The organism is Nocardiopsis sediminis, assembly GCF_042650565.1.
Lineage (GTDB): Bacteria > Actinomycetota > Actinomycetes > Streptosporangiales > Streptosporangiaceae > Nocardiopsis_B > Nocardiopsis_B sediminis.
The window spans coordinates 54267-78663 of sequence record NZ_JBHSBH010000006.1; the positions used below are offsets into that span (position 1 = coordinate 54267).

18 protein-coding genes and 1 tRNA gene are annotated in these 24397 nt (G+C 73.1%); 11 read left to right on the plus strand and 8 right to left on the minus strand.

Annotated elements, in window-relative coordinates:
- Window positions 1-42: 42 nt before the first annotated feature.
- Window positions 43-1518, plus strand: a complete 1476-nt coding sequence (locus tag ACFOVU_RS08825; protein WP_378531697.1) for an MFS transporter — start codon at window positions 43-45, stop codon at window positions 1516-1518.
- 179 nt (window positions 1519-1697) lie between these two features.
- Here the strand turns inward: ACFOVU_RS08825 and ACFOVU_RS08830 are convergent, their stop codons facing one another.
- The gene (locus tag ACFOVU_RS08830; protein WP_378531699.1) at window positions 1698-2756 is read right to left on the minus strand and encodes a non-reducing end alpha-L-arabinofuranosidase family hydrolase; all 1059 of its coding nucleotides are present in this window, start codon (window positions 2754-2756) and stop codon (window positions 1698-1700) included.
- Window positions 2757-3263: 507 nt separating this feature from the next.
- On the opposite strand from ACFOVU_RS08830, the gene ACFOVU_RS08835 reads away from it, so the two are divergent.
- The 3 genes from ACFOVU_RS08835 (at window position 3264) to ACFOVU_RS08845 (ending at window position 7499) form a co-directional block, all read left to right on the plus strand.
- Window positions 3264-5288, plus strand: coding sequence for a serine hydrolase domain-containing protein (locus ACFOVU_RS08835; protein WP_378531701.1), 2025 nt, complete (start codon window positions 3264-3266; stop codon window positions 5286-5288).
- Between the two features lie 118 nt (window positions 5289-5406).
- The gene (locus ACFOVU_RS08840) at window positions 5407-6843 is read left to right on the plus strand and encodes a sensor histidine kinase (RefSeq protein WP_378531703.1); all 1437 of its coding nucleotides are present in this window, start codon (window positions 5407-5409) and stop codon (window positions 6841-6843) included.
- Window positions 6840-7499, plus strand: a complete 660-nt coding sequence (locus tag ACFOVU_RS08845) for a response regulator (protein ID WP_378531705.1) — start codon at window positions 6840-6842, stop codon at window positions 7497-7499. Before ACFOVU_RS08840 ends, ACFOVU_RS08845 begins: the two co-directional genes overlap by 4 nt.
- A gap of 10 nt (window positions 7500-7509) precedes the next feature.
- Here ACFOVU_RS08845 and pepE read toward each other — a convergent pair whose 3' ends face one another.
- Together pepE and ACFOVU_RS08855 are read right to left on the minus strand one after the other, a co-directional pair.
- Window positions 7510-8262, minus strand: coding sequence for a dipeptidase PepE (gene pepE / locus ACFOVU_RS08850; RefSeq protein WP_378531707.1), 753 nt, complete (start codon window positions 8260-8262; stop codon window positions 7510-7512).
- 10 nt (window positions 8263-8272) lie between these two features.
- Window positions 8273-9142: an IclR family transcriptional regulator gene (locus tag ACFOVU_RS08855; RefSeq protein ID WP_378531709.1), complete on the minus strand. Its 870-nt coding sequence runs from the start codon at window positions 9140-9142 to the stop codon at window positions 8273-8275.
- Between the two features lie 218 nt (window positions 9143-9360).
- On the opposite strand from ACFOVU_RS08855, the gene ACFOVU_RS08860 reads away from it, so the two are divergent.
- The 4 genes from ACFOVU_RS08860 to ACFOVU_RS08875 are packed head-to-tail and all read left to right on the plus strand — an operon-like array spanning window position 9361 to window position 13358.
- On the plus strand, window positions 9361-11010 hold the full coding sequence (locus ACFOVU_RS08860) for an OPT/YSL family transporter (RefSeq protein WP_378531711.1): 1650 nt from the start codon (window positions 9361-9363) through the stop codon (window positions 11008-11010).
- Between the two features lie 16 nt (window positions 11011-11026).
- The gene (locus tag ACFOVU_RS08865) at window positions 11027-11734 is read left to right on the plus strand and encodes an AroM family protein (protein ID WP_378531713.1); all 708 of its coding nucleotides are present in this window, start codon (window positions 11027-11029) and stop codon (window positions 11732-11734) included.
- The gene (locus ACFOVU_RS08870; RefSeq protein ID WP_378531715.1) at window positions 11731-12372 is read left to right on the plus strand and encodes an aspartate/glutamate racemase family protein; all 642 of its coding nucleotides are present in this window, start codon (window positions 11731-11733) and stop codon (window positions 12370-12372) included. The genes ACFOVU_RS08865 and ACFOVU_RS08870 overlap by 4 nt, the downstream gene beginning before the upstream one ends.
- Window positions 12373-12407: 35 nt before the next feature.
- Window positions 12408-13358: a DUF1177 domain-containing protein gene (locus tag ACFOVU_RS08875; RefSeq protein WP_378531717.1), complete on the plus strand. Its 951-nt coding sequence runs from the start codon at window positions 12408-12410 to the stop codon at window positions 13356-13358.
- Between the two features lie 130 nt (window positions 13359-13488).
- Here ACFOVU_RS08875 and ACFOVU_RS08880 read toward each other — a convergent pair whose 3' ends face one another.
- The 4 genes from ACFOVU_RS08880 to ACFOVU_RS08895 all read right to left on the minus strand — a co-directional run bounded on the left by ACFOVU_RS08880 (window position 13489) and on the right by ACFOVU_RS08895 (window position 19945).
- Complete coding sequence (locus ACFOVU_RS08880) at window positions 13489-16290, minus strand: family 78 glycoside hydrolase catalytic domain (RefSeq protein ID WP_378531719.1); 2802 nt, start codon at window positions 16288-16290, stop codon at window positions 13489-13491.
- Window positions 16287-17585, minus strand: coding sequence for an MFS transporter (locus tag ACFOVU_RS08885; RefSeq protein WP_378531721.1), 1299 nt, complete (start codon window positions 17583-17585; stop codon window positions 16287-16289). Before ACFOVU_RS08885 ends, ACFOVU_RS08880 begins: the two co-directional genes overlap by 4 nt.
- A gap of 210 nt (window positions 17586-17795) precedes the next feature.
- Window positions 17796-18824, minus strand: a complete 1029-nt coding sequence (locus ACFOVU_RS08890) for a LacI family DNA-binding transcriptional regulator (RefSeq protein ID WP_378531723.1) — start codon at window positions 18822-18824, stop codon at window positions 17796-17798.
- Between the two features lie 221 nt (window positions 18825-19045).
- Window positions 19046-19945 (minus strand): acyl-CoA thioesterase, encoded by a 900-nt coding sequence (locus ACFOVU_RS08895; RefSeq protein ID WP_378531725.1) that lies wholly within the window; start codon window positions 19943-19945, stop codon window positions 19046-19048.
- 277 nt (window positions 19946-20222) lie between these two features.
- On the opposite strand from ACFOVU_RS08895, the gene ACFOVU_RS08900 reads away from it, so the two are divergent.
- Window positions 20223-21122, plus strand: a complete 900-nt coding sequence (locus tag ACFOVU_RS08900) for a macrolide 2'-phosphotransferase (protein WP_378531727.1) — start codon at window positions 20223-20225, stop codon at window positions 21120-21122.
- A gap of 122 nt (window positions 21123-21244) precedes the next feature.
- Here the strand turns inward: ACFOVU_RS08900 and ACFOVU_RS08905 are convergent.
- A tRNA-Leu gene (locus tag ACFOVU_RS08905) sits at window positions 21245-21329 on the minus strand.
- 149 nt (window positions 21330-21478) lie between these two features.
- On the opposite strand from ACFOVU_RS08905, the gene ACFOVU_RS08910 reads away from it, so the two are divergent.
- Together ACFOVU_RS08910 and ACFOVU_RS08915 are read left to right on the plus strand one after the other, a co-directional pair.
- Entirely contained in the window at window positions 21479-22801 is a 1323-nt protein-coding gene (locus ACFOVU_RS08910; RefSeq protein ID WP_378531816.1) for a M20/M25/M40 family metallo-hydrolase, read from the plus strand.
- Window positions 22802-23086: 285 nt separating this feature from the next.
- The gene (locus tag ACFOVU_RS08915) at window positions 23087-24364 is read left to right on the plus strand and encodes a hypothetical protein (protein ID WP_378531729.1); all 1278 of its coding nucleotides are present in this window, start codon (window positions 23087-23089) and stop codon (window positions 24362-24364) included.
- Window positions 24365-24397: the final 33 nt, after the last annotated feature.

The following is a 24397-nucleotide window of genomic DNA, read 5'->3' on the forward strand; positions in this document are numbered from 1 at the left end:
GGGATAAGCGGCAGCACCGCACGTCGAGACGGAAGGCCCTCCATGAACACCGCTCACGCCTTATCCACCAAGGCGTCCGGCCCCCGGCGGAACCGCGCACTCGTGCCGGTCCTGGCCTCCGGCGGGATCACCGTCTCGCTGATGCAGACCCTGGTGATCCCGCTCGTCCCGCGGCTCCCGGAGCTCCTGGGCACCTCGACCGCCAACGCCTCCTGGGTGATCACCGCCACACTGCTCGCCGCCGCCGTCGCCACCCCCGTGGTGGGGCGGCTGGGGGACATGTACGGCAAGCGGCGCATGCTCCTGATCAGCCTGGTGCTGCTCGTCGTGGGCTCGGCCATCGGGGGCCTCAGCAACACGCTCGTGCCCATGCTCATCGGGCGGACCCTCCAGGGCCTGGCGGCCGGCGTCATCCCCCTGGGCATCAGCATCATGCGCGACGAACTGCCGGCCGACCGCCTCGGCTCGGCGACCGCGCTGATGAGCGCGTCCCTTGGCGTGGGCGGCGCGCTCGGCCTGCCCGCCGCCGCCTTCCTCGCCGAGCAGACCGACTGGCACGTCCTGTTCTGGACCGCCGCGGTCCTCGGCGCCGTCGTCACCGTGCTCGTGCTGACCCTGGTGCCGGAGTCCGAGGTCCGCACCGGCGGGCGCTTCGACCTGGTGGGGGCCATCGGCCTCTCGGCCGGGCTGATCTGCCTGCTGCTGGCGATCTCCAAGGGCGCCGACTGGGGCTGGTCGAGCGCCCCCACCCTCGGCCTGTTCGGCGCGGCCGCCGGCGTGCTCGCGCTGTGGGGCCGCTGGGAGCTGCGCACCGCCCGGCCCCTGGTCGACCTGCGGACCACGGCCCGCCGCCAGGTGCTGTTCACCAACCTCGCGTCGGCCGTGTTCGGGTTCGCGATGTTCGCGATGTCGCTGGTCCTGCCGCAGCTGCTCCAGCTCCCGGAGGCCACCGGCTACGGCCTCGGGCAGACGATGATGGTCGTCGGCTTGGTGATGGCGCCGTCGGGCCTGGTGATGATGGCCATGGCCCCGGTGTCCGCCCGCATCTCCAAGGCGAGGGGCCCCAAGGTGACCCTGATGGTGGGCGCCGTGGTCGTCGCCGCCGGCTACGGCTTGGGCGTCGCGCTGATGTCCGCCGTCTGGCAGCTCATGATCGTCTCCAGCGTGATCGGGGCCGGCATCGGCCTCGCCTACGGGGCCATGCCCGCGCTGGTCATGGCGGCAGTGCCGGTATCGGAGACCGCCGCCGCCAACAGCCTCAACACGCTGATGCGCTCCATCGGCACCTCGGTCTCCAGCGCGGTGGCCGGCGTCATCCTGGCCCAGATGACCGTCACGCTCGGCGCCGCCACGGTCCCCTCCATCGACGGCTTCCGGGTGATCATGGCGATCGGCGCCGGCGCGGCGCTCGTCGCGCTCTTCTTCGCCGCCTTCCTGCCGGGCCTGCGCCCGGCGGCGCACCGCGAGACGGCACCGCCCACCGCCGCTGAAACGGCGCAGGTGGGCTCGGGAGACTGACCCCTGGCACCGACGACCGGTCCGCCGCCGGGCACCAGGGGGTACCCGGCGGCGGTGCCGTCAGGCCTCCGGCCGGATGCGCAGGAAGCTGACGGAGTTGGGCGGGAAGGTGTGGGTGAAGGCGGAGTCGACGCCGCCGATGGTGGAGGTCTCGGGCCGGATGGGGCGGTCGGCCGCTGTCAGCAGGCGGAGTTGGTCTGGGTGAGGAGGCCGAGGCGCCACGGGAGCTGGGAGTAGTCGCCGCCCGACGAGGGGTCCATGCCCTGGTAGAGGTAGCGCAGCCCGCAGGGGTCGATCTCCATGGCCTGGTCGGTGCCGGAGCGGATCAGCTCGCCGTGGCTGATGTCCTCGGTCCAGCGCCCGGCGGGGAAGTCGACGTTGGCCGCCCCGGCGAAGGGGGCGCCTTCGGTCGCGGCGAGCGGGGTCCACTGGCCGTCGAGGGCGGTCGAGGTCCAGGACCGGAAGTAGCGCCGGCCCGATGCGCCGATGGCCTCGACGATCAGCAGGTAGGTGTCGCTGCCCGCCACCTTGTAGACGTTCGAGGCCTCGAAGAGGTCGTACTTCCCGTCCTCCAGCGCGATCTCCGTCTCCGCGCCGGCGAAGCCGTCGGGGAAGGAGCCGGCGGACGTCTCGGCGCGGTACAGGTGGCCGTTGTCGTCGGAGGCGAACAGGTGGCAGGTGGCGGTGTCGCAGGTGACCCAGAAGTCCAGCCAGAACCCGTCGCCGTTCTCCTCGACGATGGGCGGGACCTCGTCGATGAAGGTCCGCGGCGCGGTCCAGCCGTCCGGGTCGCTGATGTCGGTGTTCGTGGAGTAGGACGGCGGGCCTGTCTGGTAGACGAGGTACCACATCTGCTGCGGGGCGAAGTAGAACACCTGCGGCGCCGCGCGGTAGCCGGGGCCTATGGGCGTGGTGTCCAGGTGGTGCTGGCGGGCGGAGCCGGCCTGGTCCCAGTCGGTGAAGGTCAGGTAGGTGAGGTGCCAGGCGCCGTCGGTGTTCGCGGTGGTGGCGAACACGTGCCAGGCGCCGTCGTGGTGGACGACCGTGGGGTCCTTGACCGACACGATGTCGTGCGCGGCGTCCGGTTGCGGGGCGATCAGGGGGCCGCTGGAGGACCACTGGAATTCGGTGGGCAGCTCCTGCGCCGACGCATCCGCGGGCGCAAGGGCGGTGGACAACAGGGTGAACAGGAGGGCGGAGGCGACGAGGGCGGGGATTCTCGCTCGCAGAGAGGTCATGGTGTCCTCGGGTGGGGGGAGGGGGATGCGGGGGGATGGGGACCGGAGAAAAGGGACGTGGGGATGGGCGCCCGTCATTCTCATTCTCCGGAAAGGGATCACCGGAATGTTAGCGTTAACATTCTTTTCGGTGTGTCAATGGGGGATCGGTGTAATGGTTTTCCCAGATATAAACTTCGCGTTACGGGCGTGTCAAGGGGGTTCCGCGGAGAAATCCGTTCGTGCCGTCCGACCTGCGACGTCGTGCGACATCGCGATCATATGCCCAGTTGATCTTTTCGGCCGGTCCGGGTTCGATTTCCGCGTCGATACCGTGTTCGCAGGAGAAACCGTTATTTCCCGGTGATCGCGGATTCCAAGCGCGGCCGCCCTGATCGCCGCCACCGAAGGGCGGAGCGGCGTCCGCCAAAGGTCGCAAACCCGATGTGCACCTGCGCGGGCTGTGGCGGAGGGGCCCGTTCCACGATGCTGGGGAACCGCCGGCCCCCAGCGATCAGGAGTGAGTCAGTGAACCCCGCCGAAGCGACCCCCCGACCCCCCTCGGCCGGTACGCCCCGGCCCCGGCGCAGCAGGCCCCGGGCGCCCTGGAAGGCGCTGGCCGCCGCCGCGGCCCTGGCCGTGGCGGCGGGCGCCTGCGCCGCACCGGCCCCCGAGGAAGCCGGGCCCCTGGTGCCCGCATCCGGGACCGCCGAGCTCACCGGGCAGGACCTCGACGCCTGGCTGGACGAAGTGGTTCCGGGCGCCCTGGACGCCACCGGGATCCCGGGCGCCGCGGTCAGCGTCGTCCGCGACGGGGAGCTGCTCACGGCCCGCGGCTTCGGGGACGCCGACACCGGCGCCGACGGGGGCGAGCCGGTGCCGGTCGACCCCGGCGACACGCTCTTCCGGGCCGGGTCGGTGTCGAAGCTGTTCACCGGCACAGCGGTGATGCAGCTGGTGGAGTCCGGCGACGTGGACCTCGACACCGACGTCGACGACTACATCGACTTCACGCTGCCGACCACCTTCGACGAGCCCGTGACCCTCCGCCACCTGCTGAGCCACACCGCCGGCTTCGAAGAGCAGCTGGGCGGGATGATGCTCGCCCCCGGCGCGGAGCCCGACCTGCGCGACCGAGTGGCCGTCGACCCGCCGGAGCAGGTGTACGCGCCGGGCACGGTCCCCGCCTACTCCAACTACGGAAACGCGCTCGCCGGGTACGTCGTCGAGCAGGTCAGCGGGGTCCCCTTCGAGGACTACGTCCAGGACAACGTGCTCGCGCCGCTGGACATGGACTCCTCCACGTTCGCCCAGCCCCTCCCCGCCGGACTCGCGGACCGCCTCGCGAACGGGTACCCGGACGACGCCGCTCCGGCCGGCGACTTCGAGACCGTCGCCGGCCCGCCCGCCGGCGCGCTGACCACGTCGGCCACCGACATGGCGCGGTTCATGCTCGCGCACCTGAGCGCCCGCGATGGCGGCCGGCAGGTGCTGAGCCCCGAGACTCTGGAGCTCATGCACGCCCCCGCTCTGGAGGAGGGCTCCCTGGGGACCCTGGCCGAAGGGCCGCGCATGACCCTGGGCTTCTTCGAAGAGGACCGCAACGGCCACCGGATCCTCGGCCACGGCGGGGACACCCCGCTCTTCCACTCCTACCTTCAGATCTACCCCAATGAGGGCACCGGGATCTTCGTGGCCCTCAACGGCTCCGGGAACGGGCCGGCCGACAACGTCCGGCTGCGCCGGGACCTCCTGGCCGGGTTCGCCGACCGCTACTTCCCGGCCTCCGGCGAGGACACCGCCGAGGTGCGGCCGACGGCCGCCGAGCACGCCGCGGCCGCCGCGGGGACCTACGAGACGTCGCGGTCGATGCACAGCACCTTCCTGTCGGTCCTGGGCCTCATGCAGCAGACCCGCGTCACCGCGCTGGAGGACGGCACGATCCGGGTCGCGCCCTACTCGGCGACCATGGAGTCCGTTGTCTTCGAGGAGGTCGGGCCCTGGGTGTGGCGCGAGGTCGACGGGCAGCGCATCCTGACGATGCGCGCCGAGGACGGGCGGGTCGAGGCGCTCGGCTTCGAATCGGCCTTCTCGCTCCTGCGCGCCGACCCCGCTCGCGACGCGGCCGTGGCCGTCCCGGTGCTCGCCGCGTCCGTCGTCATCCTGCTCGTCTCCCTGGTGTCCCTGCCGATCGGCGCCGCGGTGCGCCGCCTCCGGTCGCGCCCCGCGCGGGACCGGGCGGGCCGGGTGGCCCGTATCCTGACCCGGGCCGGCGTGGCCGGCCTCCTTGCGGCGGTCATCGGGAAGGTCGTCGTCATCGCCATGGCCTCGGCGTTCCAGCCGGTCTCCCAGGACGCCGTGATCACCTTCGCGGCGCTCCAGTGGGTCGGCGTCCTGGCCATCGCCCCCGCGGCCGTGGCCCTGTACGGCGAGATCCGGCGCGGCTCCGGGTGGAAGCGGTACCTGGGCGGCGGGCTGGTCCTCGCGGCGCTGCTCGGGATGGCCTACATCGCCGTGGTCTTCCAGATGCTGACCTTCGACGCGTCCTTCTGACCGCCGACCGCCGACCGCCGCCTGCGGGCGCGGGGCCGCCGGGGAACCGGAGGCCCCGCGCTCCGCGCGCGGCACCCCGCCCCCCACCCCCGATGAGCCGAGGAGACCGGTGGAAGTGATGACCGACGACGAACTCCGCGCACCCGGCGCCGGAGACGGCCCGGGCGGGGTCGACGCCGCCGCCTCCCGGATGACGGCGCGGATGGACGCCGTCCTGAACCGCGTGGGCCTGCGCTCCGTTCTCGCCCGCGACTGCCTGCTCGCGGTGCTGGTGGCGCTGCTCACAGGGGTTCTGGTGTGGACCGTCACGGGCTTCCTCGCCGGGGAGGGCTACCGGCTCTCCCCGGCCGCCACCACCGTTTTCGCGGTCCTGATGTTCGCGCAGCCGCTGATGCTGTGCGTCCGGCGCCGGTACCCGGCCCTGTGCCTGGTCGCCGTGGGCGTCGCGCATCTCGGGATCACCGCCGTCCTGCCGCCGAACGTCAACGCCCCGGCGCCCGCCGCGTTCATCGCCGCCTACACCTGCGGCGCGCTCCTGGCGCCCCGCCTGCTCACGGGGGTCCTGGCGTCGCTCGTGGCCCTGCACGGCGTCGCCGGGCCGCTGGTGGCGGGGACGCTGTCGGGCCCGGCGGGGGAGGCGGCCACCGGGCGGCCGGCCGGGCCGATGGAGTACACGGTGCTGGCGAGCGGCCTGCTGCTCATGTCCCTGATCCTCTACGTCGGCGCCGCGCTCACGGGGTCCTATGCGGCGACCCGCCGGCGCTACGCCGAACTGGTGCGCGTCCGCGCCGGCGAAGCGATCCAGCAGCACCGGGAGCGCGCCGAGGGCGCGATCCGGGCCGAACGGGCGCGCATGGCGCGCGAGCTGCACGACATCGCCGCCCACCACCTCTCCGGCATGGTCGTGCAGCTGGGGGCGGCCGAACGGCTGATCGGCCGCGACGACCAGGCCGCCCGCGAAGCGGTGTCCTGGGTGCGTTCGCAGGGCCGGGAGACGCTCGACAGCCTGCGCCTGGTCGTGGGCGCGCTGCGCGACCCCGGTGAGGACCGGCCCGCGTCCGGGGACGGGCTCGCGCACTCCGGCGCCCCGGGCGCCCGCGGTGCGCCCGTCCCCGGCGCCGCGGCGCTGGAGCGCCTGGTGGCGGCCGAGCGCGCCCTGGGCGGCTCGATCGACCTGGTGCGCGAGGGCGCGGCCTACGACCTGCCGCCGGTCGCCGACGTCACCGTCTACCGGGTGGCGCAGGAGGCGCTGTCCAACGCCCGCGAACACGCACCGGGCGCACCGGTGCGCGTCGCGCTCCACTACCGTGAATCGCGGGTCGTGCTGGAGGTCGGCAACGACGCCGGGACCGGCCGGCCGAAGGAGAACACGAAGCCGCCGGGTGTGCCCCGCGGGCTGGGCCTGGTGGGCATGAAGGAACGGGCGCAGCTCGTGGGCGCCGGCCTGGCCGCGGGCCCGGACGCCGGGGGCGGATGGCGGGTCCGGCTGGACCTCCCGGTCACCCGGGAGACCGCAGCCCGCGACCGGAGCACGGACCAGGAGGCCGCGCAGTGATCAGGGTGCTTCTCGTCGACGACCAGAGCGTCGTGCGGGCCGGCTTCCGCGTCATCCTGAATCTGGTCGACGACATCGAGGTGGTCGGCGAGTGCGGCGACGGGCCCACGGCGGTCGACCTCGCCGAACGCCTCAAGCCCGACGTCATCTGCATGGACGTGCGGATGCCGGGCGGCGACGGGCTGTCGGCGACCCGCCGGATCCTCTCCCGCACGGCGGCGGACCCGCCGCAGATCCTCATCGTCACGACCTTCGACCTCGACGAGTACGTCTTCGGCGCCCTTGAGGCCGGGGCGAGCGGGTTCATCCTCAAGGACACCGACCCCGACGACCTGATCGACGCCGTGCGCCGCCTCGCCGACGGCTACGGGCTGGTGGACCAGGCCGTGACCCGGCGGGTGATGGCCGAGTTCGCCCGCCGCAGGCCGGCGAGCCGGGCCGGCGGCGAGGCCGGCTCCCTGCTCACCGGCCGCGAGACCGAGATCGTCCGGCTGCTGGCCCGGGGGATGTCCAACGCCGAGATCGGCAGGGACCTGTTCATCGAGACCAGCACGGTCAAGTCGCACCTGGGCCGGATCATGAACAAGGTCGGCACCCGCGACCGCCTCCAGACCGTGGTCTGGGCCTACCAGAACGGGGTGGCGCAGCCCTTCTAGGGCCGGCCCCCTAGAGCTCCCGCGTGGCGAAGGCGAAGAGGTCGGTCACGTCGCCGGAGACCTCGAACGGTGGCACACCGCGCCGGAAGACGATCGCCGGGCCCGGCGCCTGGGGCTGCACCGCGGAACCGCCGATGTGCGCGTGCAAGGGGCGCTCGCCGCGGCCCCCGCTGACACGCAGGTGGGTGCCCTCGCGCAGGCCGAGGACGTCCACGTCGTTGGCCTCGAGGAACTCGGTGAGGCGCGTCTCGCGTGTCTCGCCCTGGTGCGTCGAGGCGGGGTCGGCGTCCAGGTAGTGCGGGTTGATCTGGAACGGGACCAGCCCCAGCGTCTCGAACGAGGGCGGCTCGACAATGGGCATGTCGTTGGTCGTGCGCAGCGTCGGCGCCGCGATGTTGGTCCCGGCGCTGGAGCCCATGTAGGGCAGCCCGGCTCCCACCGCATCGCGCAGCGCCGCCATCAGATCGAGCCGCTGCAACGTGTCGACCAGGCGGAAGGTGTTGCCGCCGCCCACGAACACCGCCTGGGCGCCGGCCAGGACCGCGTGCGCCTCGCCGGTCGCCGGGAGCCCGCGCACGCGCAGCCCCCGCGTGGCGAACGCGTCGGCCACGCGCCGGGTGTAGGCCGGCCGGTCGCCGCCCGCGAACGGCACGAAGACGACCTCGTCGCGCTCGCCGAGGAACGCCTCGACCGCCTCCCAGGCGTGGTCGAGGAAGCCGCGGCCGTGGTTGACCGAGTTCGAGAAGAGCAGCAGCTCGGGCATGGTCCTCCTACTACTGGGGATCGGGTTGCCGGGGATCGGGCGTGACGCGCGGGGCGTGGGCGCCGTGCCCCCGCCGCCAGTCGCGCCGCGGGGGTTCGGGGCGGCGGTTGGACAGCAGGCCGGTGAGCTCGTCGGCGGCCGCCAGGAGTCCGTTGAGGTGGTCGGCCAGCTCGTCGTCGTGCGCGGACAGCTTGTTCTCGACCAGCGTGAGCGATCCGACCGGCCGCACACCGCCGAACACCGGGACGGCCAGCGCCCGCGACGAGGAGTCGTACTCGCCCTGCGAAAGGGCGTACCCGGCGACGACCGTCTCGTCGAAGAGCGCCTCGACGCCTTCGGCGTCGACCCGGGTGAGCTCGGAGAACCGGGCCGAGGGCCGCCCGAGGAGGAGCGAACGGCGGTCCCCGGGCTCCAGGAAGGCGAAGTAGGCGCGCGAGGTCGCCCCGGCGTGGGCCGGGTAGAGCTCGTCGATGAACGGGTGGGACCGCCGCGGCCCCTCCCGGCCGCTGACGGCGGCGATGCACCGCACGTGCACGCCGTCGGGCACGCAGAACAGGGCGGTGCGGCCGGTCCCGCGCGCGAGGTCGGCGAGCATCGGCTCCGCCAGCGCCGACAGCCCGCCGGACCGCTCCCACAGCGCGGCCGTGCGCCAGACGGCCGGGCCGATGCTGTAGCGCCGGGTATCGGGGTCGGCGCGCAGGAACCCCTTCCCGGCGAGCGACGCCAGCAGCCGCTGGGCGGTCGACTTGGACAGGCCGAACTCCTCGGCGAGTTCGAGCACGCCCCAGCTGGAGCGGAACTCGTCGAAGCTCAGGAGGATGTCGAGGGCGCGGTCGACGGTCTGGAGGGGACCGCGCTCGCCGGTGGGGCCGACTGTCATGCCCTCACCTTAAGACCCTCCCGAATGCCCACATGACGGATCAGTATCCCGAAACATGATTTTAACTCCCAGATAGTGGGAAACATTTGCCGCCGGGCCGAACCGGGATGCACCCTGTCATTGCGTCGTCGAAAGCCTGTGACCTGCTGTTTCCCGGCGCGTTCTCCCGCAGGAGTGCTCCGTCCCCGCGGACGCAGCCGGTCCCCCGGAGGTTGACCATGCCATCGCCCGCCCCTGGTTCCGCGCCGACGGAACACGGCCCCGGGCCGACGCGGCACCCGCGCGCGCTCGAACCCCTCGTCGTCGCCGTCACCGTCCTGGTGAGCATCCTCGGCGCCGCCATCGGGATCCACATGATCACCACCCTCGGGGTCTCGCCCAACACCAGCGTCATCGGCGCCGTCATCGCCATGCTCATCGGCCGGGCCGGGCTGCTCGGCCTCCGCTCGATGCGCGACACCAACCGGCAGAACCTCATCCAGACGTCGATCTCCGGCGCCACGTTCGCCGCGGCCAACGCCCTGCTCACCCCGATCGCGATCCCGTTCCTGTTCGGCCGCCCCGAGCTGGTCTGGCCCATGCTGCTGGGCGCGTCGATCGGCCTGGTGATCGACGCCCTCATCCTGTACAAGGCGTTCGGCTCCCGGTTCCTGCCCGCCGACGCCGCCTGGCCGCCCGGTGTCGCGGCCGCCGAGACCATCAAGGCCGGCGACCGCGGCGGCCGCCAGGCCGCCCTCCTGGTCGGGGGCGGGGTCGTGGGGGTCGGCGCCTCCTTCCTCGGCCTGCCCATGTCCGCGGCCGGCGTCGCGATGATCGGCAACATCTGGTCGCTGCTGATGTTCGCCGTCGGCCTGCTGATCTCGCAGTACGTGCCGATCCTGTTCGACTTCGACCTCGCCGGGCACTACGTCCCGCACGGTGTCATGATCGGCGCGGGCGTCGTCGCCCTCGCCCAGATCGTCGTCATCCTCGCCGGACGCCAGAGCAAGCGCGAGGCCGACCGCGAAGCCGCGCGCGCCGTCGCCGCACAGGACGACCCCTCGCTCGCCTACACCGTGACCCGGGGACAGCTGGGCAGGGTCCTGGGCTCGGGCTACGCCCTCTTCGTCCTCGGCGCCGTGGTCCTCGCCGTCACCGGCGGGGTGTGGGCGGACCTGCCCTGGTGGGGCGTCATCGGCTTCGTCCTGTTCGCCGGCGTCGCCGCCCTCGTCCACGAGCTCATCGTCGGCCTGGCGGCCATGCACGCCGGCTGGTTCCCCGCCTTCGCCGTCACCCTGATCTTCCTCATCCTCGGGCTGGCACTGGGGATCCCCGCGATCCCGCTCGCCCTCCTGGTCGGCTACTGCGCCGCCACCGGCCCGGCGTTCGCCGACATGGGCTACGACTTCAAGGCCGGCTGGATCCTGCGCCGCGACCGCCGCCCCTACACCGCCTTCGAGCTCGACGGCCGCCGCCAGCAGCTGCTGTCGTCGATGATCGGCTTCGCCGTCGCCATCGGCATGGTGGCCCTCCTGTGGCGCGGCCTGTTCGAGGGCGGCGCCATCCCGCCCACCGCCGTCGTCTACGCCGACACCATCAAGGCCGGCCTCACCGACCCCGGCGTGCTCGTCCAGCTCGTCCTGTGGGCGATCCCCGGCGCCCTCATCCAGCTCCTCGGCGGCCCCGGGCGCCAGATGGGCGTCCTGCTGGCCACCGGCCTGCTCATCGCCACCCCCAACGCCGGCTGGCTCGTCCTCGCCGCCCTCGCGATCCGCATCGCCTGGCAGCGTTACCGCGGCGAGCAGGGCGAACAGGAGATCGGGCTCGTCGGCGCGGGCCTCATCGCCGGCGACTCGATCTACTCCGTCGGCACCATCTTCAACCGCTGACCCGAGGAAGGCACCGATGACCCGGCTCGGCATCATCACCATCGGCCAGGCGCCCCGCACGGACCTGACCCCCGAGATCGCCGCCCTGCTGCCCGGCGTCGGCATCGTCGAGCGCGGGGTGCTCGACGGGTTCTCCCACGGAGAGATCGCCGCGCACCCGCCCGCTCCGGGCGACCACGCCCTCACCACCCGGCTCGCCGACGGCTCGTCCGTCGTCATCGGGGAATCCTTCGTCATGGCCCGGCTGCCCGGGACCATCGCCGCACTGGAGCCCGGCGTCGACGCTGTCCTGCTGGGCTGCACCGGCGGGTTCCCCGCCCTGGAGCACACCAAGCCGCTGTTCGTCCCGGACCGCATGATCGCCCTGGGCGCCGCCGCGCTCTCCGGCGACACCGGGACCGTCGGCGTCATCTGCCCGCTGGCCGAGCAGCAGCAGGACACGGTCCGCAAGTTCGCCCGCCACCTGGCCCCGGGCGCCCGCGTCGTCACCGATGCGTGCTCGCCCTACACGGGGACCCCCGGCGAACTCGCCGCCGCCGCCCGCCGGCTCGCCGCACAGGGCGCCGACGTCCTGGCCCTCGACTGCATCGGCTACACCGAGGACATGCGGGCGCAGGCCGCCGCGGCCGCGCGCCTGCCCGTCGTCCTGGCCCGCTCCGTCTCCGCCCGGCTCGCCGCAGAGGCCCTGGACTCCCGCCGCGCCTGGACGGAGGGCGCCGCGTGAAGATCGGCGTCATCCGCGTCGTCACCACCGCCGACCACGACGACCTCAACGCCCACGGCCGCGTGATCGAGGACGAGCTCGGCGCGGCCACCGTCTCGCGCTGCATCCCCGGCCAGCCCCGGGGCGTCCACGACGCGCCGAGCTTCGACCTGGCGGCGGGCAAGGTCGCCGACCTCGCCGTCCGGATGGAGCGCGAGGACGCCGTCGACGCGCTGCTGATCAGCTGCGCCGCCGACCCCGGACTGGACCTGGCCCGCGACCGCGTCCGCATCCCGGTGATCGGGGCCGGATCCGCCGCCGCGGCCCGCGCCCTGGAACTCGGCGAACGCGTCGGCGTCCTCGACCTCACCGCCGATACCCCGCAGTCGGTCACCTCGGTGCTCGACGGCCGCCGGGTCGCCGCCCTCGTGCCCGAGGGGGTCACACAGACCCACCACCTGCGCACCGACAGCGGGCGGGCCGCCTCGGTACGCGCGGCGCACCGGCTCATCGCAATGGGAGCCGACACCATCATGTTCGCCTGCACCGGGATGACCACCATCGGGCTGGCCGCCCTGCTCCGCGCCCGGGTCGAGGTCCCCATCGTCGACGCCGTGCGCGCCGGCGGCGCGGCCGCCGTTGCGGCCGCCCGCGCCTGAAACACCCACCGATACCGCCTTTGGAGGCACACCCCATGTCCTGGAGCCACGTCATCAGCGCCTACGACCTGCTGGACACCCCCGCGGCGAGCGGAGAGGCCGTCGCCGCCCACTGGCGCGCGCACGGCGCCGGCGACGGCGAGGTCGTGGTCGAGACGGTCACCGGCAACGGGGGAGCCACCGACTTCGTCCGCCTGACCATCCCCGGCGTCGACGGCGCCACGCGGGGCGGCGGCGCGCCCACGCTCGGCATCCTCGGCCGCCTCGGCGGGCTCGGCGCCCGGCCCGAGCAGATCGGGTTCGTCAGCGACGGCGACGGGGCCCTGACCGCGGTCGCGGCCGGCGCGAAGCTCCTCGACATGCGCCGGAAGGGGGACGTGCTCGACGGCGACGTCGTCATCGCCACCCACATCGATCCCGACGCCCCCACCCAGCCGCACGACCCGGTCCCGTTCATGGGCTCCGTGGTCGACCAGGACGTCAGCAACGACCACGAGGTCCTGCCGGCCATGGACGCGATCCTCTCCGTCGACACGACCAAGGGCAACCGGATCTGCAACCACCGCGGCATCGCGATCACCCCCGCGGTCGCCGACGGCTGGATCCTGCGCGTCCCCGACACGCTGCTGGACATCCTGTCGCGCACCACCGGCCTGCCGCCGGTCGTCATGCCGCTGACCATGCAGGACATCACGCCCTACGGCAACGGCGTCTACCACGTGAACTCGATCCTCCAGCCGGCCACGGCCACCGCCGCACCCGTTGTCGGCGTCGCGATCGTCACCGAGAGCGCGGTGGCCGGCTCGGCAACGGGCGCCACGGACCTGCACACCGTCGAGTCCGCGGTGCGCTTCGTGATCGAGACCGCCAAGGACTACGGACGCGGCATCGCCGCCTTCACCGACCCAGCCGAGGCCGAGCTGCTGAAGACCCTCTACGGCACCATGTCCCACCTGCGCGGAGCGACGGCCGCACCCGCGTCCTGACCCCGGTGCTCAGAAGCGGACCTCGCTCATCAGCGACACGGTGGCCGTGGGGGCCGTCGCCCGGTGACGCCCCCCGCCTGCTGTGCATGCGGGGGCACGTCGTCCTCCGGGAGAACACGCCCCGACGTTCCTAGGCACTGGGCAGGGCCGCGAGCGCCTTCTCGACGGCGTCGAGCACGGTGAGCGGGGCCTTGCTGAGCGGATCGCGCAGGGTGCGGCCGGGCGTCCAGCGGGTGGTGCCCCGCAACGCGGCGGCCCGTTCGGGGTCCAGGGACCGGACCGCCGCGAGGACCGCCCGGTAGGCCTCGGGGTCGTCGACCACGGTGACCAGGTCGCTGTCGAGCCCCAGGGCGGAGCGCGTGCGGCGCGGGCGCGCATGGCGCTCGGTCCAGCCGTGCACCCCGCTGCCCACGTCGTACTCCGCGCCGGACGGCAGCCGGACGGCCGCGCGCGCGTTCGGCGGTACCTCGGCCCGGAACTCCACGGTGCCGCCGTCCCGCCGCCAGCCCGCATACGCGCGGCCGTAGGGGGTGTCGTGCCAGGCCGCGGCGTCGTCGAGCGCGTCGAGCAGGACGGGCGCGACGCGGATGCGCCGGTACCCGGGGGCGGCCGGTGCGAGCCCGGCCACCCGCCGGTGCAGCCAGTCGGCCACGCCGCCGAGCGCGTAGTGGTTGAACGACGTCATCTGCCCCGGGTTGATCGACCCGTCCTCGAGCATGGAGTCCCAGCGCTCCCAGACCGTCGTGGCGCCCATGGTCACGGGGTACAGCCAGGACGGGCACTCGGTCTGGGTGAGCAGGCGCGACGCGGCATCCGCGTGCCCGGTCTCCACCAGCGCCTCGCAGACCAGTGGGGTGCCGACGAAGCCGGTGGCGATGTGGTAACCGTGGGCGCGGACGAGGTCGCGCAGCCGCCGCCCCATCGCCGCCCTCTGCTGCCCGTCGGCCGCGAGCCCGAACGCGATCGCCAGGGCGTAGGCGGTCGGCGCGTCCGACATCATGCGACCGCCGGGCGTGATGTAGGCGGCGCGGAAGGCGCCGGCGATCCGCCCGGCCAGCCCGGCGTAATGACGGGCGTCGGCGTCGCGGCCCAGGAGCGCGGCGGCGCGCGATGTGAGCTGCGCCGAACGGAAGAAGTAGGCCGTGGCAACGATCCCGGCATCGGTCTTCGCCCGTCCGGGCAGGTCGGGCGGTGCATCGGGGTCGAGCCAGTCACCGAACTGCACGCCCCCTTCCCACAGCAGCCCCTCGCCCGCCCGCTCGCCGACCACGTCGACCCACCGCGCCATCGCGTCGAAGCACGCGCGCAGCGCCTCGGTGTCCGCGTAGCGCTCGTGCAGCACGCCCGGCACCACGCTGATCGCGTCCCCCCACGCCGCCACCGGTTCGGACAACCCCGGGACCTGGGGGATCACCGCCGGGACGACCATCGGCACGACGCCGTCCGCCGCACGCTGCTCCAGGACGACGTCGCGCAGCCAGGACCGGAGAAAGCCGTCGCAGTCGTAGAGGAAGGCGGCGGTCGGCGCGAACACCTGGATGTCCCCCGTCCAGCCCAGCCGCTCGTCCCGCTGCGGGCAGTCCGTCGGGACCGACAGGAAGTTGCCGCGCATGCCCCAGACCACGTTGTCGTGGAAGCGTTGCAGCAGCTCGTGGCCTGTCGTGAACCCCCCGGTCCGGGGCATGTCCGTGTGGATCACCTCGGCCGTGACCGCGGACGCGGCGAAGTCGCCCGGCCAGCCGCCGACCTCGACGTAGCGGAACCCGTGGAAGGTCCACGACGGCGCCCACGTCTCCTCGCCGTCGCCGCGCAGTGTGTAGCGGTCGGTCGCGGCGGCGTTGCGCAGCGGCCGGGTGCCGAGCTCCCCGTCCTCCAGCACCTCGGCATGGCGCAGGGTGACGGTGTGTCCGGCCGGTCCGCCGACCGTGATCCGCACGCGGCCGACCAGGTTCTGGCCGAAGTCGAGGACCGTCCGGCCCGCGGGCGTGGTCAGGACCTGCCGCACGTTCAGCCGCTCGGTCACGCGCACCGGCGGGCCCGAACGCGGCTCGGGGAGCACGTCGGGGACCTCGGCGAGGACCGCCGGGAGCCAGGCCGCGTCCGCGAAACCGGGGCGCGCCCAGCCGTTCTCGTGCAGCCGCGCGTCGTAGGTCTCGCCCTGGTAGATGCCGGACTCCACGACCGGGCCGTGCCCCCACCGCCAGTCGCCGCCGGTGGCGACGGTGTCCGTTGTGCCGTCCTCATACTCGATCACGAGCTGGGCGGCGGCCGCCGGGTCGCCCTGGTAGAACCTGCGCGCCGCGTCGCGGAACCCGAAGCGCTCGGTGTACCAGCCGCCGGCCAGCTCGATGCCGAACGCGTTGCGGCCCGGGCGCAGGAGCGCCGTCACGTCGTTGACGTCGAAGGTGAGGCGCCACTGGTAGCTGGTCCACCCGGGCTTCAGCTCCGCGTCGTCTGCGGGCGCGCCGTTGATCCGCGCGTCGTAGACGCCGAACGCCGTCGCGTACAGCAGCGCCCGGCGCACCCGGCCGCGCACGGTGAACTCGGTGCGCAGCCGGTGCGGCCGCTCCGAACCGGACCCGATGAAGCGGGCCCGCCAGCCGCCGGGCCCGAGGAAGCCGGCGGTCGCCTCGGCGGGCTCGCCCCACCCCGAGGCCGAACCGTCGGCGCCCCGGACCCGCACGCGGACCTGCACCTGCTCCCGCGGCTCCAGCGGCGCGAACGGCCACGGGACGAGGACCGAGTCGCCGCCCGCCACGTGTGCGGTCTCCCGCGCGCCGCCGCCCCGGACGACCTCGATGTCCGCGCCGGCCTGGGCCCAGTCGCGCGCCGGGGTCGCCGTCCGCCAGGACAGCGCGGGACGCGGATCGGGGACGAAGGGCTCGGCGTCGAGGCCGATCCGCGGCCGGCCGGCGATCGGGTCCGGCGTCATGCGCGCACCCCGGTTCCCGTGGCGCCCGGCTCCGGGGCGGTGATGATGCCGTCGCGGCGGAAGCGGCGGATGATGACCGCGCCGATCAGGCCCGAGACCAGCGCGAAGAAGGCCAGCAGGTAGAACAGCCCCGACGGGCTCCATTCGATCAGCGCCGGCGTGACCAGCGCGAAGCCCGCGGCGGCGAACCTGGCCACCGCCATCGTCGCCCCCTGCGCCGTGGCGCGCGCGTTGACCGGGAAGGACTCCTGGGTCCAGACCTTGTACAGCGCCTCGCCCACGAAGGGGAAGGCCACGTTGTACAGGACGAGCGCCGCGATCACCGCGGGGAGGACGACGCCGCCGGTGACGGCGATCAGCAGCTGGCAGGCGCAGAAGACGAGCACGCCCGCGGCGAAGAGCCGGCTGCGCCAGTTCGTGTCCGCGATGCGGGTGAACACGATCGTGCCGACGAGGCCGATCAGGGTCGTCCCGAAGGAGATGGCCGTTGCGGTCGTCTGGGTCGCGTCGCCCACGGTCACCATGAAATAGGTCTTGTACCCGCCGAAGGTGTTGGCCACCAGCGTGAAGAACAGGTAGAAGAGCGCGGTCAGCGCCAGCATGGCCGCGTAGCGGCGGTTGCGCACCAGCGCGGCCAGGGGCAGCGCCGTGGCCGGATCCACCCCGGCGGCCGTGTGGCGCGCCGTGGCCTCGGTCTCCAGCGCGCGGAACGGCGGGTAGAACGCGCGGAACGCGAACGTGGCGACGGCGAGCAGCGCCAGCAGGCAGAAGATCAGCCGGATGCCCGGCAGCCCCATGCCGGAGACCGCGAAGCCGAGCGAGGTCGCCAGCACGACCCCGCCCGTCCACATCACGTGGGTGAACGCCACGAGCCGCCCCTGCGTCCCGGCGGGCGCCCGCTCGGAGAGCACGGCGATCGACGTGGGCAGGTCGGCTCCGGCCGCGATACCGAGGATCACCACGCCCGTCACCAGCACCGCCGTGCCGGGGGCGAACGCCACGGCCAGCGCGGCCACCGCGTAGAGCAGGATCGACAGCGAGAACATGCGCCCGCGGCCGACCAGGTCGGCGAGGCGGCCGCCGGTGAGGGCGCCGACGGCGATGAACAGCGTCAGGGCGGAGCCGAGGACGCCGACGGTCCAGACGTCGAGGCCGAAGGCGTCACGCCAGAGCGCGAGCCCCAGCCCGACCGAGATGATCGCGCCGGCATCGAGCAGGGACGCCATGCCCGCGGCGACGGCGAGCAGCCAGTGCCGGCCATCGAGGCGCGGCGGGGGAGTGGTGGTGTCGGCCATGGGGACTCCTTCGCCGGCGGGACGGTGCCGCGGGCTTGGGTGATTCGATTTACCACGCTCAGCTCCAGGGGAGGCCGACGTGCCTGCATATCGACACCCTCAGAGAGCGATGATGGTAAATCGATTTACGTGACCTACACAACCCCCCAGCCCAACCCCCCCAACCCAACCCCGGCCCCCAGGCCCCAGCCAGGGGGATGCATCAGCCCGTCAGCACCTGCCGGTGGATTCCCGGACCACGAGCTCGGGGGAGAACTCGATCCGGCGGCGCCGCTGGGCCGCGTCGTCCACCGCGGTGCCGGCACCGACCCGGGCGATCTCCTCGAAGAGCAGGTCCGCCAGCGCGGTGCCCAGCCGGGCGTGCGGGGTGCGGACGGTGCTGAGCGGGACGATCGTGGACTGCGCGAATTCGATGTCGTCGTAGCCGATGACGGCGATGTCCCCTGGTACGCGCACGCTCTGACCGGCAACGAACGCCTGGATCACGCCGATCGCCAAGAGGTCGTTGACGCAGAACAGCGCGTCGGGGCGCCGGCCGGGCGGGCGCCTGGCGATCTCGTCCGCGCAGGCGATGCCGGCCGCCACCGAGCGTTCGGGAACGGGGATGACCTCCAGCGAGGCCCCCGGCACCGCGCCGACCGCGGCGAGCGCCCCGTTGAGCCGGTCGGCCACCTGCCGGAGGTCGAGTGAGGACGCGACGAAGCCGATGCGCCGGCGCCCCCGGTCGAGCAGGTGCTCCATCGCGAGCCGGCCGCCGGTGACGTGGTCGATCGACACCGACGCCTGTTCGGGCGACTCGGCGCGGCGCGCGCTGAGAACGCTGGCGATACCCTGGGCCCGCATCTGCGCGAGGTCGGGCTCGACATCGCCGACCGGCGCGATGATCACGCCGCTGACCTGCTGCTTGGCGAACAGTTGCAGGTAGTTCCGCTCACGCTCCGCCGACCCGGTGTCGTTGGCCATCAGCAGGTACATGCCCCGGTCGGAGATCCGCTTCTCGATGGCGGCGGCGATCTCGGGGGTCGTGGCCCCCGCGAGCTCGAAGGCGATGTAGCCGACGATCGGGTTCACGCCCGTGCGCAGCGTGCGCGCGGCGTTGTTCGGCATGAACCCGAGCACGTCGACGGCCTGGCGGATCCGCCCCCGCGTCGCCTCGGACAGCTTGCGCGGCCGGTGGAAGTAGTTCGACACGGAAGCCGGAGAAACGCCTGCCATTTCGGCGACCTCGCGGATGGTCACCTTGTTCAGTCTGTCCTCCCCGAGCCACGCCCGTCCGGCCGCGGACGACCGGCTGATCCCACCCACGACTCTATGCGCCGTCGGCGGCGGCGACCGCGGCTGCTCCGGTGGCCTGACCCGTTGACATGTGCGCCCTTGCGGATGGACCCGTTCCGACGGCACCGCACGCCGAAGGACAGGGCCCATCACACGCGGAAAGGACGGTCGCTCCCCTCGGCCTTCTACGGCGCCGTCCCGGGCTGCACCAGGGAAGCCTCCAGCCACTCGGCAGGCAGCTCTCCGCGTGCCCCGACGGCGTCGGCCACGCCCAAGCACGTGCCGTCGCGGAAAACGCCCATCTCATAATGGACGGAATCACCGTCGAGAGAGCGGATGAGGATCCCGATGTCGTAGTCGCCGGGATAGGTGACTTCACCGGTGTAGTGAATCCGATACGACCACGGGGACAGGTCCGGAACCGGCCCTCGATCGCGCGTTCCGGTCGCTTTCAGGGCGAATGCAGAGACGGCTTCGTCATACCAGCCGGCCAGGGAAATGAAATTGACATGGTCGTTGATGTCGACGTCGCCTATGCGCGCGTGCAGCGGGAAGAAGTGCGCATAGTGGTCGCGCTGCTGGCGCTCGGCCCCCGGGCGGGCCACGGTCGCCTGGTCCGGCTCCGCCGACTGCACGTCCCTGAGGTCTGCGATCAACTCATCAGGGAGCGCGCGAGGTCCCTCGGGGCCGGCGAGCACGATGGTGGCCTCGCCGCTGCCCACGTGCCTGTCGCCGGCGAATACCGCATGCCCGATCGTGAACGACGATCGCCCGATGCGGCGAACGCCCGAACGCACCTGGACGATTCCGTCGGACCGGTCGGCGCGTGCGAGCCGTTCGACGTGCTGACCGGCGAGCAGAATCCGGAGCGGGCCGAATCCTCCGGATCCGACCAGTCGCTCGAAGCGGCGCATACGGACCCGTAACCGCGCGTCCTCCAGCCAGCGCGCCATGCCGATGGTGCTCACCGAACCGTCCCGGCCGAGATCTCCCTGGCGGACGCGGACATCGACGCGGGTCGGGAAACCGGCCTCGCCGTTATCCGTGAATTCGACAACGATTGGGCCGGTCGTGGGGTCGGGCATGGAGATTGTCACCTATTCGCATCGAATGGGGGGAGCCGGTTCAGTAGACCACGGTCGCCGCGGGACGATCAACCGCTGTAAAAGTCGCGCTCCGGCGAGCAGGTCAGCGCCGGGTCGCGCCCCCGGCTCGGGGGTGCTTGCGCGCGGACGCGGATGGGGCGGCCTCGATCTGGCTCCGGGTGCTTGATGCCTCAACAGCCCGGCTGGCGGGCTTGTCGTCCATGGCGGGGAGGAAATGCGGTGGAACCGGTGCGCGTGCAGGTGAGAATGTGGTCCCGTGAGCACGATCGATGACGTCACCGCCCTGGCCGCCGCCCACGGCCTGGACCTGGTCCCGGGATCAGCGGACCTGAACGAGGCGGGGCTGGACTACCGGGTCGTCATGGCCGACGACATTGCCGGCAGGAGGTGGGTGCTTCGTGTGCCGCGCCGACCGGACGTCTCGGCGGGCATGGCGGCCGAGGCCCGCATCCACGACCTCGTCTCCCCGGTCCTGGCGGCCGACGGCGTCGCCGTCCCCGACTGGCAGGTGTGCGAGCCCGACCTGATCGCCTACCCGGCACTGCCCGGCGCGCCCGGCCTGACCCTCACCGACGACGGGAAGCCGGAGTGGCACATGGACCCGGCGAGCCCCGGCTACGCCGAGCGGCTGGGACGCCTGCTGGCGCGCCTGCACGCCATCAACCGGCAGCAGGCCGAGGCCGCGGGGGTGGACGTGCGCACCCCGGACGAGGTGCGCACGTCCTGGGCCGAGGACATCGCGCGTGTGCACGACGAGTTCACGGTCGCGCCCGCCCTGTCCGAGGCCTGGCAGGCCTGGCTCGAGGACGACCCCTGCTGGCCTCGGCAGACCGTGATGACGCACGGCGAGATCTACCCCGCCCACGTCCTGTTCGACGAGAGCGGCGCGATCACCGGAGTCCTGGACTGGACCACCGCCCGCGTGGACGACCCCGCCCGCGACCTGGCCGCCCAGTACGGCGCCGCAGGCGAGGAGATGCTGCACGCCGCCATCGACGCCTACGCCGCGGCCGGGGGCCACGTCCACCCCGGCCTGGCCGCGCAGGCCAGGCACCTGTGGGACGCCTCCCCGATCGGGTACGCCCTGTACGCCCTGACCACGCGCCGCGAGGCCGACCTGGCCGCAGCCGCCGCGACGCTGAACCCCGAGGCCTGACCCGGCCCGAAGCACGCCCGATGAAGGCACACTCTCCCACCCACGGGCAGAAAAGACTGTGCGGGCCGAGCTGAGGCTCGACCCGCACCAAGATCTCAACCGATCCCATGGGGAAAGGTACGTGTCCGAGGGGGGACTTGAACCCCCATGCCCTTAACGGGCACTAGCACCTCAAGCTAGCGCGTCTACCTATTCCGCCACCCGGACGTGGGTGTCTTCGGGCGCCTGATCGGGCGTCCGGACAGGGTTAACCATAGCAAAGGTCGGAGGCCGGACGTACATCGTTTTCGGGGGCGCGGGAGGATGGGTGGGTCGGTGTTGGATGTCGGGTGTGAGGAGAGGAGCTGGTGCACACCATGGCCGGTGGGAACGAGGGGATGGGGGCGGCCGAGGCCGAGGTCGTGGACCTGTGCCGGGAGCTGATCGCCATCGACACCTCCAACTACGGTGACCACTCGGGGCCGGGGGAGCGGGTGGCCGCGGAGTATGTGGCGGGGAAGCTCGACGAGGTGGGGATCGAGCCCGCCATCTATGAGTCGCACCCCGGCCGCAGCAGTGTGGTGGCGCGGATCCCCGGCGCGGACCGTGAGCGGCCCCCGCTGCTGATCCACGGCCACCTGGACGTGGTCCCCGCCGACGCCGCCGACTGGACGCACCACCCGTTCGCCGGCGAGATCGCCGACGACTGCGTGTGGGGGCGCGGTGCCGTCGACATGAAGGACATGGACGCCATGGTCCTGGCCGTCCTGCGGCAGCGCATGCGCGAGGGCCGGACCCCGCCGCGCGACATCGTGCTCGCGTTCCTCGCCGACGAGGAGGCCGGCGGGACGTGGGGCGCGCAATGGCTGGTCGACCGGCATCCGGAGCTGTTCGCCGATTGCAGCGAGGCCATCAGCGAGGTCGGCGGCTTCAGCTTCACCGTCAACGACGACCGCCGCCTCTACCTGATCGAGACGGCGGAGAAGGGCATCGCGTGGATGAAGCTGACCGCGCGCGGCACCGCCGGGCACGGGTCGATGGTCAACTGTGACAACGCGGTCACCGAACTCGCCGACGCGATCGCCCGGCTGGGGCGCCACGAGTTCCCCATCCGGTTGACGAAGACCGTGCGGACCTTCCTGGAGGAGGTCTGCGACGCCTACGGGATCGAGTTCTCCGAGGACGACGCCGAGGCGACCGTCGCGCGGCTCGGCCCGATCGCGAGCATGATCGGCGCGACCCTGCGGCACACGGTCAACCCCACCGTCCTCGACGGCGGCTACAAGGCCAACGTCATCCCCGGCACGGCGACCGCCCAGGTCGACGGCCGCTTCCTGCCGGGCATGGAGGAGGAGTACTTCGCCGAGATCGACCGGCTGCTCGGCCCGAATGTCAGCCGGGAGTTCATCCACCACCTGCCGTCGGTCGAGACCGACTTCGAGGGCGGCCTGGTCAGCGCCATGTCCGAATCGCTGCTGGCCGAGGACCCGGGCGCGCGGGCGGTCCCCTACTGCCTGTCGGGCGGCACCGACGCGAAGAGCTTCGAGCGGCTCGGCATCCGCAACTACGGCTTCGCTCCGCTGAAGCTGCCGCCGGAGCTCAACTTCTCCGGGATGTTCCACGGGGTGGACGAGCGCGTGCCGGTCGACGGCCTGCGCTTCGGGGTGCGGGTGCTCGACCGCTTCATCGACCTGAGCTGACCGGGTCCCGGGCGGTTCCCCGGCGGGTTGGGGGAGCCGTTCCGGCCGGGATGCGGTGGCTTTGCGGAACCGCCCGGAGGCGGGTCAACGGGCCGGGAAAAAATCCCGGTCCGTTTTCCGTTTCGCTCCACCGTCTTGCCCGATGTGGTGCTACGGTGACTGTCAGTTCACAAAGGATTCCTCTCTGTGAACGTCCCTGTGTGCGGGCCTGTGGCGGAATCGACCGCGTGCGGCCCGGCGCGCACGGATGGATCGACGGCATCCGATACTCCGAGGTGGCAACCCATGGTGCACGCAGGCCGGCAGTGGCGGGGGTTCCCCGTCCGTGCCGTGCGCGTGCCCGTGGCGGCGACCCTGGTCCGGATGGCGTTGCTGAGCGTCCTGGCGCTGGCGGGCTGGCTGCTCGGCGGCGTCGCCGCCGCTGTGGCCGAGGACCCGTCCCTGCTTCCCGGGTCGGAGGGGCCCGCCGACTCCGTCGACGGACCCGACGGACCCGCTGACGTGTCCGGGGCCGATCCTGTCGGCCTGTCCGGCACCGACACCACCGGCTTCGCCGGCTCCGCCGACGACTCTTCCGGCGACCGGGTCACGGCCGTGGACGGGCTCGCCGGCGTTCTCGGGGCCGGTGACTCCGGCGACTCGGGTGACTCCGGTGACTCCACGGAGGGCGACTCCTCGCGGGTCGGCCTCTCCGTCGATCCCGAGCCCGCCGAAACCGCCGACTCCGCCGACTCCGCCGGGACCGCTGAGCCCGCGCAGGACGAGCAGCAGGAGCACGGAGCCGCAACGGGCACGCGCACGGATGCGCCCGTCAGCCTCCGCCCGCTCGGCGACCGTGTCGGCCGGATCGTCGCGGCCGCCCGGCCGGGGGACGTCCTCCCGGCCGTCGCCGAGGCCGGTGCGGCCACAGGCCGCGGGGCGCGCCAGGTCGTCGAGGCCGCGGCGGGCACCACCGGCGGGGTCGTCTCCGGAACCGTGGAGGCCGGCCGCCGCGTGGGCGGCTACGCCGGCGACTCCCTGGGCGGTTCGCCGCTGACCCAAGCCGTCTCCGACGGCCTCGCCGGCCCCGCCGGCGGGCTTCGCGACGGCTTGCAGAACGTGGTCGACGACGGCTCCCGTTCGGGGCTGCCCGTCCTCGGCCGCCCGCTCGGCATCGGCGGCCTCACGGCACCCGACCGCGGCGCGCCCGCGGACGAGCGTGACGACGACGCATCCCGCGAGGACGACCGCGACCGCAACGCCGCCGACCGCGAACGCGCGGCCGGGCAGGCGCTGAGCCCCGCCGTGACCCTGGCCGGCCACGTCGACGCGCTCGCCCAGGGGGCCGAGCACGACCAGGCCGGGGCCGAGCGGCACCACGACGCGGACTCCGCGCCCTGGAAGGGCGGCTCCGACTCCGCGGGAGCGGTCTCGTCGTCGTCGGTCCCCGTGCCCGCCACGGCCGGGTTCCTCATGAACCGCAGCGATGTGCTGCGCCTCACCGCCCAGCGCGTCGCGCTGCCCGGTGACCCGACGCTGGTCGTCCGCGACGCCGCCGACGACCCGTCCTTCTCTCCCGACTAGCGGGTTCACGGGCGGCGAGCGCGCGCGCCTGAA

What these genes read in the sequence shown, in the direction of transcription:
- ACFOVU_RS08910 (WP_378531816.1), top strand. Translation starts at nt 21,479, where the DNA reads ATGGCCGGTGGGAACGAGGGGATGGGGGCGGCCGAGGCCGAGGTCGTG.
- ACFOVU_RS08865 (WP_378531713.1), top strand. Translation starts at nt 11,027, where the DNA reads ATGACCCGGCTCGGCATCATCACCATCGGCCAGGCGCCCCGCACGGAC.
- ACFOVU_RS08825 (WP_378531697.1), top strand. Translation starts at nt 43, where the DNA reads ATGAACACCGCTCACGCCTTATCCACCAAGGCGTCCGGCCCCCGGCGG.
- ACFOVU_RS08895 (WP_378531725.1), bottom strand. Translation starts at nt 19,945, where the DNA reads ATGCCCGACCCCACGACCGGCCCAATCGTTGTCGAATTCACGGATAAC.
- ACFOVU_RS08840 (WP_378531703.1), top strand. Translation starts at nt 5,407, where the DNA reads ATGACCGACGACGAACTCCGCGCACCCGGCGCCGGAGACGGCCCGGGC.
- ACFOVU_RS08855 (WP_378531709.1), bottom strand. Translation starts at nt 9,142, where the DNA reads ATGACAGTCGGCCCCACCGGCGAGCGCGGTCCCCTCCAGACCGTCGAC.
- ACFOVU_RS08830 (WP_378531699.1), bottom strand. Translation starts at nt 2,756, where the DNA reads ATGACCTCTCTGCGAGCGAGAATCCCCGCCCTCGTCGCCTCCGCCCTC.
- ACFOVU_RS08860 (WP_378531711.1), top strand. Translation starts at nt 9,361, where the DNA reads ATGCCATCGCCCGCCCCTGGTTCCGCGCCGACGGAACACGGCCCCGGG.
- ACFOVU_RS08880 (WP_378531719.1), bottom strand. Translation starts at nt 16,290, where the DNA reads ATGACGCCGGACCCGATCGCCGGCCGGCCGCGGATCGGCCTCGACGCC.
- ACFOVU_RS08885 (WP_378531721.1), bottom strand. Translation starts at nt 17,585, where the DNA reads ATGGCCGACACCACCACTCCCCCGCCGCGCCTCGATGGCCGGCACTGG.
- ACFOVU_RS08915 (WP_378531729.1), top strand. Translation starts at nt 23,087, where the DNA reads ATGGTGCACGCAGGCCGGCAGTGGCGGGGGTTCCCCGTCCGTGCCGTG.
- ACFOVU_RS08875 (WP_378531717.1), top strand. Translation starts at nt 12,408, where the DNA reads ATGTCCTGGAGCCACGTCATCAGCGCCTACGACCTGCTGGACACCCCC.
- pepE (WP_378531707.1), bottom strand. Translation starts at nt 8,262, where the DNA reads ATGCCCGAGCTGCTGCTCTTCTCGAACTCGGTCAACCACGGCCGCGGC.